We start from the raw sequence: 13,221 nt of genomic DNA, 5'->3' as shown, positions 1-13,221 counted from the left end.
AGCGGTTATGGATTCCCGCCTGCGCGGGAATGACGAAAATTTACGATGGTCGCCGAATGCCGATCGGTTCTAGTCGACCCGTGGCTCCGCCGGGAACCGCGTCCTCGCCTGAAGGAAGATCGAACGTGCCGGCGCAGCTCCGGCCTCGGTCGCCGTCGTGCCGACCCAGCGCCAGTGCCACGGCTCCCATTTCACCTGTTGCTGGTTGCCCGCCGGGAACGACATCTCGAACCCGAACCGTGCCGCATTGGCGCGCAGCCAGCGGCCGGCGGGGGTGGCGGCGAAGCAGGCTTCGGCGTTGCAGGCGGGCGACGTGCTGGTGCCGAAATCGATGACATAGCCGGTCGAATGCTCGCTATGCCCCGGCGGGGCGGAGGCCCAGGCGCGTTCGGCGAAGCTGCCCGATCCGTTGGCGCCGATCCCGCCGCAGAAGGTCTGGCGCTGCAACGCTTCGGATCGGTGGCAGGATACGGCGCGCAGCGTGCCGGCGATGGCAGGGTCGCCGTCCGCCGCGGCAAGCAGTCGGGCAAGGTCGGCGGCCATCGCCGGATGGATCTTGCACGATCCGCCCAGCGCCGGGGGGGCGTCGACCAATGCGGTCGCGGGCATGTCGGGATAAGGGAAATGGTTGAACAGCCGGCCATCGGCACTCCGCTGCACCGTGCCGCGCCCGCATAGTTCGGCGGGGCCGGTCGGGCCGGCGGGGGGCAATGCGGTGATGCGGGGCGGCGCGACCGGCGTGGGGGTCGGGGACGGCGTCGGCACCGCGACCGGCGGCACGGGCGCGGTGGTCGGCGCGCAGGCGTTCAGGATGCACAGCGGCGGCAACAGGCGGGCGAGGGTGGTTCGGCGCACGAAAATCTCCGGCTGGATCAACAGGACGCCCCAAGCGCACTGGCATGGCGTCGCCAACGATGGCAAGGGAGCGCAATGCTTGACGACCTGGTCCTGTTCATCGACGGCGAAGCGATCGTCCTCGACAAGCCCGCCGGCCTGCCGGTCGATCCGCCGCGTGACGGATCGCCCAGCATCGTGGGACGTGCCGACGAACTGCGCTTCACCTTTCAACGCGAACCGACGCCGGTTCACCGGCTGGACCGCGATACCAGCGGGTGCCTGCTCCTCGCCCGCAATCCCAAGGCGCACGCCCGGTTCCAGCAGGCGTTCGAACAAGGGCGGGTGACGAAACGCTATCTGGCGATCCTCGACGGCATTCCGGCCGGGGAGTCGGGTGAGATCGACTTGGCGCTGGCCAAGGTCAGCACGGCGGAGGCCGGATGGCGCATGGTCGGCGATGCGAGGGGCAAGCCGGCACGGACCAACTGGCGCGTGCTGCGCACCGTCGGCGACCGGGCACTGGTCGCCCTGTTCCCCGAAACGGGGCGTACCCACCAGATCCGCGTACATATGGCCGAAGGGCTGGGCTGCCCGGTGGCGGGCGATCCGGTCTATGGCCGGGACGCGGGGCGGCAAGGGCGGCACGGCATGTTGCTGCACGCCATCGGGTTGATGGTGCCGCGCGACAACAAGCCGGCGATCGACGTGACCGCGCCCTGGCCGAAGAGCTTCGTCGCGGCGGGTTTCGAAGAGGCCTGATTGCCCCGCATCGCGATCACCCGGTCTATTTCGATCGATAGCGGCGAGCTGGTCGAAAGCTTCACGCGCGCATCGGGGCCGGGCGGGCAGCATGTGAACACGACCGACAGCGCGGTGCTGTTGCGGTTCGATGTGGTGGCGTCGCCAGGGTTGCCCGACGCGATGAAGCATCGGCTGGCGGTGCTGGCCGGATCGCGACTGACCAAGGAGGGCGTGCTGACGCTGCGCGCCGATGCGTCGCGATCGCAGGAGATGAACCGGCGCGAGGTGCGCGAGCGGTTGTTCGAGCTGATACGCGAGGCGACGATCGTGCCGAAGAAACGGCGCGCGACCAAGCCGACCAGGGCGTCGCAGGTGCGCCGGGTCGATGCGAAGAAGGGGCGGTCGCAGGTGAAGGCCGGGCGGGGCCGCGTGAAGCTGGACTGAAATCCTCCCCGGCACGGGGAGGATTGCATGGGGTATCGGCCGCTTTACATAGGCTCCCATGTACCAGTTCGATATTTCCGCCGGCGCCAAGGGCGACCTGTACCGCGACCTCCTGTCGGCGCTCGACGCACTGACTGCCGACGAAAGCGATGCCATCGCCAATATGGCGAACGCCTCGGCGCTGCTGATGCAATATCTGCCCGACCTGAACTGGGCCGGCTTCTACCGGCTGGTCGAGGACGAACTGGTCCTTGGGCCGTTTCAGGGCAAGGCGGCCTGTATCCGTATCGCGCTGGGACGCGGCGTCTGCGGCACGGCGGCGGACACGCGCACGACGCAGCTGGTCGCCGATGTCCATGCCTTTCCCGGCCACATCGCCTGCGATGCCGACAGCCGTAGCGAGCTGGTGGTGCCGATCGTCGTCGGCGATCGCCTGATCGGTGTCCTCGACCTCGACAGCCCGTTGCCCGGCCGGTTCGATCCCGAGGATCAGGCGGGGTGCGAGGCGCTGGTCGCGTTGCTGGGGTCACGTATCGGCTGATCTGCCCCGGTGCGGGACGGTCGGTCCGGCAATCGCCGGATTGGCCGGGAACCGGGGTGCGTGGTAAGCTTTGGGCAACCATATTCGCGCGGACCCGAACCGCGTAGCAGGGAGCCGACCCGACGATGCGAACGCCGACCCTTGCCGCCATCGCGGCGATCCTTGCCTCTGGCGGCGTTGCCCAGGCGCAGCCGCGCGTCGGCCAGTCCCCGGAAGCGCGTCCGGGGCGGCCAGCGCTGTATCCGGGACAGCCGCGGGTGAACCTGCCCGGCCCGCGCTGGGGCGGGAAGGTGCGCGGGCGCTGGTATGGCGGCTATTATGCGCCGGGCGGCTGGGCGGCTTACCGGATGCCGGTGCGCGGCTGGGTCATGCCGCGCTACTGGGTCGCGCCCAGCTTCTTCATTCAGGATTGGCCCGCCTATGGATTGAGCCGGCCGCAGCCGGGCTATGGCTGGTATCGTTATTATGACGATGCGGTGCTGGCCGACCGCGACGGGCGGGTGTTCGATACCCGTAGCGGCATCGATTGGGATGCGCGCGACAATGGCCGCTATGTCCGCGACGATCGCGCCTATGACCGGTATTTTGCCGAAGACGACCGGCTTCCGCCGCCACCGCCCCCGCCGCCGGTCGCGCGGCACGACGATGGGGTTGGCGGCGGGGTCGCGGGCGGCGTCGCGGGCAATGTGATCGCCGGACGGGGCAACCGGCTGGGCGGGACGCTGATCGGGGCGGGGGTCGGGGCGCTGGCCGGAACCGCGATCGACCGTGCCGAGGATCGCCGCGCACCGCCGCCGCCACCACCGCCGCCGCCGCCGCCGCCGGTGCGGCAGGGCTATGGCGCCGACTATCCGCTGCCGGGTCAGGACGTGCCGGTCGCACCCGACGACGGCTATTATGCCGAGGCACCCGGCGTCGTGTTCGGCCCGATGCGGGAACAGGTGCAACCGATCGGCCCGCGCCCGTATCCGCGCGGCGGCTATGTCGAACGGCATGTCGGCGCGCCGCCGGTCGCGCGCAGCTATACCACGACCACCACGACCGAGGGGCCGGGCGGCTATATCGCCAATGGCTATTATTACCCGCCGCGCACCGTGACGACGGTCACGGTCCAGAATGCGCCGGTGACGACGACCACCACCGAGGAGGTCGTCACCTATGAAACGCACCGCCGCGCCCCGCGGCGGCTACATCGTTCGAAGCTGCTGCGGCGGTGACGATCAGCGCGGGGCGCGGCCGGCGAAGGTCGGTACGCTCTCCGCGCCCGAAGCCGACAGGGCGGAGACGGCGACGAAATGGTCGTCGACGATCACGCCCTTCAGCACTGCTTCCGCCCCCGTCACGTCGCGGCTGTTCGTCCAGTCCTGTGCATCGTTGCGCCGCCAGCGGATGCGATAGCCCGTCGCATTCGTCACCGGCTGCCAGCGCACCATAGTGTCAGTCGCCAGCGCGCCTTCGATCGAAACGCCCGCCGGTGCTGCGGGGGCGGCGGCAAGTCGGGCGATGGTCGCGGCGTTGATCGCGGTCACCTTGGCCAGATACGGGAAATCCATCCGGTCGATCGTGTCGCCATAGACCCGCTTGCCTTCGCTGCGCAGATTCTGGTGCTGGGCGTCATAATTCTCGACCCCGACCGAAAAGCGGATCGCGGGATAGCCGAGTTTCAGGAACGGTTCGTGGTCGCCGCCGCGCCCGAACCGGTCGGGCCGCCGGTCGAGGAACACGTCCAGCCCGCCGGGAATGCCGGTCGCGACCGCATCGACCGTCTTGGCAAGCGCGCGCGACGGGCCGTCATCCTCGCCCCCCGCGGCCCGGCGGGCAATCTGCTGCTCCAGCGATTCGGAGGCACGGATGCCTTCGGAAAAGACGCGGACCCGGTCGGCGACCTTGCGGCCGTCCTGTCCGACGGTGTTGCCGACGATGTCGTTGTTGAGGACGGCGGTGACGACCCAGCCGCGCTCTTTCGCGGTGTCGGCAAGCAGCTGCGCCCCCCACAGCCCCTGTTCCTCACCCGACAGCGCGGCATAGACGATGGTCGCGTCGAACTTCTCCTTCGACAGGATGCGCGCGGTTTCCAGCACCAGCGCGACGCCCGACGCATCGTCGTTTGCGCCCGGCGCGTCGCTCCTTGCGTCCATCACGTCGCTGACCCGGCTGTCGATATGGCCCATCACGATGACGACCCGCTTCGGATCGCGGCCCTGCTGGAATCCCAGTACATCGACCACATTGACCCCGGCCGGCGCGCGCGGGCCGGTAAAGCCGCGCGCGATATTGGCGACGGTGATGCAGTTACCGCAGCTCGTGCCGATTCGGGTCAGCTCGTTCGCGAACCAGCGCCGCGCCGCGCCGATCCCGCGGGTCGGGTGGCCGGGATCGGAGGCGGTGTGGCGCGTGCCGAACCCCACCAGCGTCGCGACATCGGCCCGCAGCCGGTCGGGGCGGGGGGTGTCACGCGCACCGGCGGCGGTGGAGAGGATCAGGGTGGGCAGGAGCAAAATCATGCGCATTTTCGGAAGGATGCCGCGTTCCGCCGATCCACTCAACCGGTTTCATGCGATACCCATCGCCGGGTAAAACCTACCCGATGGGTGGGTTTGATGCATAAATCGAATGTTTGGTTTCGTTTTTTGCAATTGCTAACGGATCGGTTGCGATGCACAACGACTGTGCCTTTCAGGCATCCTCTCCTAAAACTTTTCAAGGGTCGGTTCGCCGGCCCTTTTTTTTGTGCCCGGAGCGCGCTAACGGACCTCCACCAGCGCTGCGCTGAATTATAAGAGAGGATGTGCCGGACACCCGGCGAACAGCAGCAGCCCGCGGGGGATCGAGCGCGAACCGCTGCTCTCCCCCGCCCGGTACTTCCCAAAATCCCTGTGCGACTGTCCGGCTGAACGGCGGCTGACTGCGCGACTCAGCTCAGCCGGTCGATGCCGGCGCGGTCGAGGCTGCCGGGAATGATCATGAGCGGTACGGGCAGGGCGCCGGCATCGGTCCCGGCGAAATGGGTGACGAGCGGCCCCGGCGATCCGGCGGCGGCGGCACCCAGCACCAGCGCGGCGATGTCCGGATTGGCGGCGATCATCTCGCGCACGATTCGCGGGCCGTCCCCGATCTTGACCGTCAGATGTGGTTGCAGCCCCGATTCGGCGATCAGCGTGCCCGCCGCTGCCTGTACCAGCGCCTCGGCGCGCTCCTTCGCTTCTTCCTCGATCGTCGCCTGCACGCCGCCCCATGGCGCGAATTCCTGTGGTTCGACCAGGGCCAGCACCTCGACCCCGCCATTGGTCTTTACCGCACGGCGCGCGGCGAAGCGCAGGGCGACCGCGCTTTCCGGACTTTCGTCGACGACCACCAGATATGTCCGCATCGCATCTTCCCCTGACGCTACGGTTCATGCGCCGGTTCGTGCCGGTCACGCAAGATCGTGCCGGGGCTTGACCGGGAGCCGTCCGACAGCGAAGAGGCGCGACGAGCCTGAGAGGACCATTCTGCCCCATGCCGATCGAGATCAAGATGCCCGCCCTGTCCCCCACGATGGAAGAGGGGACGCTGGCCAAATGGCTGGTGAAGGAAGGTGATACCGTCAAGTCCGGCGACATCATGGCGGAAATCGAAACCGACAAGGCGACGATGGAATTCGAAGCCGTTGACGAGGGCACGATCGGCAAGGTGCTGGTCGCCGAGGGCACCGACAATGTGAAGGTCGGTGCGGTCATCGCGATCCTGCTCGAAGAGGGCGATGACGCGTCGGCGATCGGCAGCGTGTCCGCCAAGGCCGATGCCCCGAAGGAAGCGGCTCCGAAAGCCGAAGCCGCTGCGCCTGCCCCCGAAGCGAAGCCGGCACCGGCCGCTCCCGCCGCTAACGACGGCAGCCGCGTGAAGGCCAGCCCGCTCGCGCGCCGCATCGCCGCCGACAAGGGTCTCGACCTGTCGGGCGTCACCGGCAGCGGCCCGAACGGCCGCATCGTGAAGGCGGACGTCGAAAGCGCCAAGCCGGGCCAGGCCAGCGCGCCCAAGGCCGAGGCGGCTGCTCCGGCACCCACCGCGGCTGCACCGGCCCCGGCGGCGGAAGCGCCCAAGGCCGCCGCGGTGTGGTTCGACGATTCGATCCCGCATACGGTCGAAAAGCTGTCGAACATCCGCAAGACGATCGCGCGTCGCCTGACCGAATCGAAGCAGCAGGTGCCGCACATCTACCTGACGGTTGATATCCGTCTGGATGCGCTGCTGAAGCTGCGTGGCGACCTGAACAAGTCGCTCGACGCGCGCGGCGTGAAGCTGTCGGTCAACGACCTGCTCATCAAGGCGCTGGGCGTCGCGCTGGAAAACAGCCCGAAGTGCAACGTCACCTTCCTCGGCAACGAAATGGTGCAGTACAGCCGCGCCGACGTGTCGGTGGCGGTGTCGACGCCGACCGGCCTCATCACCCCGATCATCCGCGACGCCGCCAACAAGGGCGTGGCAAAGATCAGCAGCGAGATGAAGGACCTGGCCGGCCGCGCCAAGGAGAACAAGCTGAAGCCCGAGGAATATCAGGGCGGCACGGCATCGCTCTCCAACATGGGCATGTTCGGCATCAAGCAGTTCGAAGCGGTCATCAACCCGCCGCAGGGCATGATCCTGGCGGTCGGTGCCGGTGAAAAGCGCCCGTACATCGTCGACGACGCGCTGGGCGTGGCGACCGTGATGACGGCGACCGGCAGCTTTGACCACCGCGCCATCGACGGTGCGGACGGGGCGGAAATGCTGAAGCTGTTCAAGGCGCTGGTGGAGTCGCCGCTCGGCCTGATCGCGTAAATGCGCGCCCGGTTGCTGACCGAAATCGTGCATGTCGTTGCCGGGGTGGCAGCGGCATGGGCGATCGGTTCGCTTTCGGCATGGTCGTATCCGCTGGGACGGCGCGACATCTGGACGGTAACATGGGTAGCGATGGTCGTCGTGCTGGTGCTGGGCGTCCGGCAGGTGCAGCGCGCCATGGCCGAGGAACGCGCGAAGGGGATATCGCATGATCGTTGAGGATGCCATCGCCCCGCCGCCGGGCCAGCCCGCCCTCCGCGTCACCGCGATGCCGGCCGACACCAACCCGTACGGCGACATCTTCGGCGGATGGATCATGTCGCAGATGGACATGGCTGCTGGACTGGTTGCAGCCCGTCATGCCAAGGGGCGGGCAGTGACGATCGCGGTCGATGCGATGCAGTTCCACGCGCCGGTTGCGGTCGGGGACGAAGTGTCGGTCTATACCGACATCGTGAAGGTTGGCCGCACGTCGATGACGATCGAGGTCGAGGCGTGGCGCCGCGACCGGTTCGGTGAGGCGGTCGACCGCGTGACCCAGGCACGCTTCGTATTCGTGGCAATCGACGAACATCGCCGCCCGCGACCGATCGAGGGCTGAGGCACGGCGATCGTGCGGCAATTATTTCGGCTGCTCGACCGGGCAGCAACGAGCGAAAAGGTAAAGTGATGGCTGAATCCTACGACCTCATCGTGCTTGGTTCGGGCCCCGGCGGCTATGTCGCGGCGATCCGGGCGAGCCAGCTCGGCCTGAAGGTCGCGATCGTCGAGCGCGAACGGCTGGGCGGCATCTGCCTCAACTGGGGCTGTATCGCGACCAAGGCGCTGCTGCGCTCCGCCGAAATCTATCATTACATGATGCACGCCGCGCAATACGGCCTGTCGAACGAGAAGCCGTCCTTCGACCTGGCGAAGGTGGTCGATCGCAGCCGCAAGGTCGCGGGCCAGCTGAACGCCGGCATCAAGGGCCTGATGAAGAAGAACAAGGTCGCCGTCCATGAGGGCGTCGGCACGATCACGGCCAAGGGCAAGCTGAGCGTCAAGCAGGGCGACAAGACCACCGAGCTGGAAGCCAAGCACATCATCATCGCGACCGGCGCGCGCGCCCGCGACCTGCCGTTCGCGAAGGCCGATGGTGCCAAGATCTGGACGTATCGCCACGCGATGGTGCCGCCCGAAATGCCGACCAAGCTGCTGGTCATCGGGTCGGGCGCGATCGGGGTCGAGTTCGCCAGCTTCTACAACGACATGGGCGCCGACGTGACGATCGTCGAGATGCTCGACCGGATCATGCCGGTCGAGGACGCCGAAGTCAGCGAGTTCATGCACAAGGCGCTGACCAAGCAGGGCATGACGATCAAGACCAAGTCGGGCCTCGAAAAGCTGGAAGCCGGCCCGGCGGGCGTGAAGGCCGCGATCAAGGGGCCGGACGGCAAGGTCGAGACGACCGAGTTCAGCCATGCGATCGTCGCGATCGGCATCGTGCCGAACACCGAGAATATCGGGCTGGAAGCGCTGAAGATCGAGGCCGAGCGCGGCCACATCAAGACCGACGGTTACGGCAAAACTAATGTCGACGGCATCTGGGCGATCGGCGACGTGACCGGCGCGCCGTGGCTGGCGCACAAGGCGAGCCATGAGGGCGTGATCGCCGCCGAAGCCATCGCCAAGGCGCTGGGCAACAAGGACGTCCATCCGCACGCGATGGACAAGAACAACATTCCAGGCTGCACCTATGCCCGGCCGCAGGTCGCCAGCGTCGGCTTTACCGAGGCGAAGGCCAAGGAAGCGGGCTACAGCGTCAAGGTCGGCAAGTTCCCGTTCATCGGCAACGGCAAGGCGATCGCGCTGGGCGAGGCCGAAGGCTTCGTAAAGACGGTGTTCGACGCCAAGACCGGCGAGCTTTTGGGCGCGCACATGGTCGGCGCGGAAGTGACCGAGATGATCCAGGGCTATGTCGTCGCCCGCCAGCTGGAGACGACCGAGACCGAACTGACCCAGACGGTGTTCGCGCACCCGACCATTTCGGAATCGATGCATGAATCGGTGCTGGCCGCTTACGGCCGCGCGATCCACATCTGAGTCGTAACTGAACCGTCACAAACTTCGCTTGACCCGTGCCGTGCCCGACCGGCATGGCGCGGGTCCATGCAGCAGCTCTTTCCGGCGATCGTCGCCACATCGTTTCTGGTCGCACCACCCGCCGCCGCGCAGACGGTGCAGGAGCTGCAACGTCAGATCGACGAGCTGAAGGCGGCCATCGCCGAGATGAAGGCAGCGCAGGCCGCGACCGCCACCGCCGCTGGTGGGCCGGTGGCGCCCGTCGCGCCCGCGCCGCAGGTTGCTGTCGCTCCGCAGACAGTGCCCGAGGCGGGCACCCAGCTTGCCTCCGCGACCGCCCCCGCACCGGCCCGGCGCGAGAAATGGTATGATCGCATCCGGCTGCGCGGCTATACCCAGCTGCGGCTGAACGAGATCGTGTCGGGTGATCGGACCGCGCCCGATGGCGTTGCCCGATTGCGGTCGGTGCATGACAGCGGCATCGGCGACGATACCGGCTTTACCTTTCGCCGCATCCGGCTGGTGCTGCAGGGCGATCTGGGCGACCGGGTGTCCTTCTACCTCCAGCCCGATTTCGCGACGGCGGTCAGCAACCAGTCGGTCGGCGAGCGGCGCGAAGGGTTCCTGCAACTGCGCGACGCCTATTTCGACGCGTTCCTCGACCCGGACAAGCGGTTCCGGTTGCGTTTCGGCCAATCGAAGGTGCCGTTCGGGTGGGAAAATATGCAGTCGTCGTCGAACCGGCTGACGCTCGACCGCAGTGATGCGATCAACAGCGGCGTGCCGAGCGAACGCGACATCGGTGTCGTCGCCTATTACACGCCGGCCTATGTCGACGACATCTGGGAACGGCTGACCAAGGATGGGCAGAAGCTGTTCGGTAATTACGGCGCGTTCGGTCTGGGCATCTATAACGGGCAGGGCGTGAACCGCGAGGAAACGAACGACGCGGTGATGGCGGTCGCACTGGCGACCTGGCCGTTCGAGATCGGCGGCGGGCACGTGCTGGAGATCGGCGGCAGCGCCTATACCAACCGCATCCAGCCCGAGGTACGCACCGGCGGCGTCAGTCCGGTCGCCTTTGCCGACGAACGGGTTGGGCTGCACGCCATCCTGTACCCCGCGCCGATCGGCTTCCAGGCGGAATGGAATTGGGGTCGCGGGCCGGAATATGACCGGATGCTGCGCGCGATCACGACCAAGCCGCTGCACGGCGGCTATGTACAGGCGATGGCGCGGGTGAAGGCGTCGCCGGTGGGACTGTTCATGCCCTATGCCCGGTGGCAGACCTATCGCGGCGGGTGGAAGGCGGCGGTCAATGCGCCCCGGCTGGAAACCGACGAGGTCGAGCTGGGCATCGAGTTCCAGCCGGTCCCCGCGCTGGAGCTGACGCTCGCCTATGCCCGGATGGAGCGAGCCGAGGCGGACGAGCGGCGGTTGGGGCGAGCCGAGGGCGATCTGATCCGAACCCAGTTGCAGTTGAATTATTAAGACTTTTTCGCCGGGCGGTGGTCAAAGTTCACTAAGTTCACACTCGTGCGCTGATTGCGCGACGTGGGGAGCGGCGGTGTCAAAGGGCGTGGCGGGATGGTGGCCGGTGTGCAGGATGGCAGCGGGGCGACGTGTAGGAAAGTGCGCGTCGGTTGCACCGCGCGCTGGCGAGGCGGGTTGCGGTCGGTCTATCTCCGGTCCTCGACAGGGCAGCGACTCGCACCTTCCGGCGTGATCGGTCCGCAGCAGGGGAAATGTCGATGACGCCGGTGATGATCGCAGCGATGGTGGCCGCGGGCAGCCCGGCGCCGGCCAGGGCCACGGACACCGGCGACCGCGACATCCGCGCGCTGGCGGCCAGGTTCCAGCACGCGATCGAGCATCGCGACAAGGCGGCGTTCCTGTCGTTGTTCCTGCGGCCCGAGGCGACCAATTGGCAGGAGGTCATGAGCGATCGGGCGGTGGCGAAGGACCCGACGAGCAAGGGCATCAAGGCGGCGTTCGATCCGGGCAACAGTCCGACCGCGTTCATCGACAGCATCGTGTCGCGCAAGGGCCATTCGCAAGAGGATTTCCGCAACATCCGGATCAACCGCGACGGCGATTCCGCCGCGATGTCGTTCGACTATTCGTTCAGGATGGACGGCGTCGAGGTGAATGCGGGGATGGAGCATTGGCTGCTCGTCCGCAGCAATGACGGCTGGCGGATCGTATCGGTGACGTGGTCGGTCAGATAATGCAGCGATCGTCCGGGTCGTAGGCGATCGGTAAGGCGTCGGCGCAGGCTTGCCGGCGGAGACAGTGACGCTTTAAGGCCGCGATACCCGACCCGAACCGAAGATGAACATGATGCGCCGATCGATTGCCCTAAACTGCTTTGCCGTGTTGCTGTCGACGCCCGTGACCGCCCGGCCGGAGAAGGGCGAGGCGACAAAGATCGTCGCAGTCGAACAGGGGCTGGTGCCGGCTGTCGTGCTGGCTGATGCGCCCGTGCCGCGCCGGACGATCGCTGCAGAAATGCAGCGGTTGAAGGTACCGGGGGTCAGCGTAGCAGTGCTGCACGACGGACGGATCGTATGGGCCAAGGGATATGGAGTCACCCGTGCCGACGGCCGCGCGGTGACACCCGACACCTTGTTCCAAGCGGGATCGATCAGCAAACCGGTGACGGCGCTGGCAGCGCTGCGGCTGGTCGACCAGCATCGGTTGACGCTGGACGGCGACGTGAACGCGCGGTTGAAGGGATGGAAGCTGCCGACGCCGCCGGGCGTGCAGGTGACGCTGCGCGCGCTATTGTCGCACACTGCGGGAACGACGGTGCATGGCTTTCCGGGCTATGCCGCCGGGGCGGCGATGCCGAGCGTCGACGACGTGCTGGCCGGACGCGCGCCCGCCAATACAAAGCCGGTCGTGGTGGACACTCCGCCGGGGACGATGTGGCGCTATTCCGGGGGCGGCTATACGGTTATTCAAAAGCTGATCGGGGATGTCACCGGCAAACCCTTTGCCACGGTGTTGCAGGACGAGGTGTTACGCCCGGCGGGGATGACGCACAGCCGCTTTGCCCAGCCGATCGATGCCGCAGCGCTGGCGACGGCGGCGTGGCCGCATGACGGACTGGGCAAGCCGGTCGATGGCGGGCCGCATCGTTATCCCGAACTGGCCGCCGCCGGAATGTGGAGCACGCCCAGCGACCTGCTGCGCTATGCCATCGCGGTGCGTGACAGCGTGCGGCGGCCGGGCGGGTTGCTTGCGCAGAAGCTGGCAATCGCGATGTTGACACCGGGCAAGGGCGATTATGGCCTCGGCCTCGAAGTGCATGGTGCACCCGATAACCGCGCCTTTTCGCATGGTGGCAGTAACGAGGGATATGAGAATTTCCTGGTTGCCTTTAGCCGATCGGGCGACGGGGTCGCGGTGATGACCAACGGCGCACAAGGCAACGAACTGGCAATGGAGATCACGCGCAGCGTCGCCGCTGCCTATGACTGGCCAAGCTATCGCAGCGTCGTGCGTCGCAGCCTGCCGATCCCCGAAGCCACCGCTGCACGCATGGTCGGCAATTACGCCATTCCGCAGCTGGGATCGTTTTCGATCCTGCGGCAGGGTGCGGGGCTGGCCTTGTCGATGAAGGAAGGGGTCAGCGAGCCGCTCTACGCCATGTCGTCCGACACCTATTTCATCCTGTCGAACGATCTCGTGCTGCGGATCGACCGCGCAGCATCAGATGTTGCCGGGCGGATCGTCACCGGGCCGTTCGACGTGCCCTTTGCGAGGGAAGCGCCGGCGACGCACTGACCGGCGGC

General features: G+C 67.2%; 14 protein-coding genes. 11 read left to right on the top strand and 3 right to left on the bottom strand.

Going from position 1 to position 13,221, the window contains the following annotated elements; genetic code table 11:
• Positions 1-69: 69 nt before the first annotated feature.
• A complete protein-coding gene (locus QZ755_RS09905; RefSeq protein WP_294322372.1) occupies positions 70-855 on the bottom strand; it encodes a M15 family metallopeptidase in 786 nt (261 codons plus the stop codon).
• A gap of 75 nt (positions 856-930) precedes the next feature.
• Between QZ755_RS09905 and QZ755_RS09900 the strand changes: the two genes are divergently transcribed.
• The 4 genes from QZ755_RS09900 (at position 931) to QZ755_RS09885 (ending at position 3,780) form a co-directional block, all read left to right on the top strand.
• Positions 931-1,596, top strand: coding sequence for an RluA family pseudouridine synthase (locus tag QZ755_RS09900; protein WP_294322371.1), 666 nt, complete (start codon positions 931-933; stop codon positions 1,594-1,596).
• The gene (gene arfB, locus QZ755_RS09895; RefSeq protein WP_294322370.1) at positions 1,597-2,022 is read left to right on the top strand and encodes an alternative ribosome rescue aminoacyl-tRNA hydrolase ArfB; all 426 of its coding nucleotides are present in this window, start codon (positions 1,597-1,599) and stop codon (positions 2,020-2,022) included.
• 58 nt (positions 2,023-2,080) lie between these two features.
• Positions 2,081-2,563, top strand: a complete 483-nt coding sequence (locus tag QZ755_RS09890; RefSeq protein WP_294322369.1) for a GAF domain-containing protein — start codon at positions 2,081-2,083, stop codon at positions 2,561-2,563.
• A 125-nt stretch (positions 2,564-2,688) separates the two neighbouring features.
• Positions 2,689-3,780 (top strand): RcnB family protein, encoded by a 1,092-nt coding sequence (locus tag QZ755_RS09885; RefSeq protein WP_294322368.1) that lies wholly within the window; start codon positions 2,689-2,691, stop codon positions 3,778-3,780.
• Positions 3,781-3,783: 3 nt separating this feature from the next.
• Here the strand turns inward: QZ755_RS09885 and QZ755_RS09880 are convergent, their stop codons facing one another.
• A complete protein-coding gene (locus QZ755_RS09880) occupies positions 3,784-5,073 on the bottom strand; it encodes a M20/M25/M40 family metallo-hydrolase (protein ID WP_294322367.1) in 1,290 nt (429 codons plus the stop codon).
• 404 nt (positions 5,074-5,477) lie between these two features.
• Positions 5,478-5,933 (bottom strand): universal stress protein, encoded by a 456-nt coding sequence (locus tag QZ755_RS09875; RefSeq protein ID WP_294322365.1) that lies wholly within the window; start codon positions 5,931-5,933, stop codon positions 5,478-5,480.
• A gap of 128 nt (positions 5,934-6,061) precedes the next feature.
• Between QZ755_RS09875 and QZ755_RS09870 the strand changes: the two genes are divergently transcribed.
• The 7 genes from QZ755_RS09870 (at position 6,062) to QZ755_RS09840 (ending at position 13,213) form a co-directional block, all read left to right on the top strand.
• Complete coding sequence (locus tag QZ755_RS09870) at positions 6,062-7,363, top strand: pyruvate dehydrogenase complex dihydrolipoamide acetyltransferase (protein WP_294322363.1); 1,302 nt, start codon at positions 6,062-6,064, stop codon at positions 7,361-7,363.
• Positions 7,364-7,582, top strand: coding sequence for a hypothetical protein (locus tag QZ755_RS09865; RefSeq protein ID WP_294322361.1), 219 nt, complete (start codon positions 7,364-7,366; stop codon positions 7,580-7,582). It abuts the gene before it with no gap.
• A complete protein-coding gene (locus QZ755_RS09860) occupies positions 7,572-7,964 on the top strand; it encodes an acyl-CoA thioesterase (RefSeq protein WP_294322360.1) in 393 nt (130 codons plus the stop codon). Before QZ755_RS09865 ends, QZ755_RS09860 begins: the two co-directional genes overlap by 11 nt.
• 68 nt (positions 7,965-8,032) lie before the next feature.
• A complete protein-coding gene (lpdA, locus tag QZ755_RS09855; protein ID WP_294322358.1) occupies positions 8,033-9,445 on the top strand; it encodes a dihydrolipoyl dehydrogenase in 1,413 nt (470 codons plus the stop codon).
• A gap of 66 nt (positions 9,446-9,511) precedes the next feature.
• Positions 9,512-10,915, top strand: coding sequence for a porin (locus QZ755_RS09850; RefSeq protein ID WP_294322356.1), 1,404 nt, complete (start codon positions 9,512-9,514; stop codon positions 10,913-10,915).
• 254 nt (positions 10,916-11,169) lie between these two features.
• Complete coding sequence (locus tag QZ755_RS09845; protein ID WP_294322355.1) at positions 11,170-11,652, top strand: hypothetical protein; 483 nt, start codon at positions 11,170-11,172, stop codon at positions 11,650-11,652.
• Positions 11,653-11,800: 148 nt separating this feature from the next.
• On the top strand, positions 11,801-13,213 hold the full coding sequence (locus QZ755_RS09840; RefSeq protein ID WP_294322354.1) for a serine hydrolase domain-containing protein: 1,413 nt from the start codon (positions 11,801-11,803) through the stop codon (positions 13,211-13,213).
• Positions 13,214-13,221: the final 8 nt, after the last annotated feature.

Source organism: uncultured Sphingomonas sp. (genome assembly GCF_913776855.1).
Classification (GTDB): domain Bacteria; phylum Pseudomonadota; class Alphaproteobacteria; order Sphingomonadales; family Sphingomonadaceae; genus Sphingomonas.
This window is presented reverse-complemented; position numbering and strand designations above follow the sequence as displayed.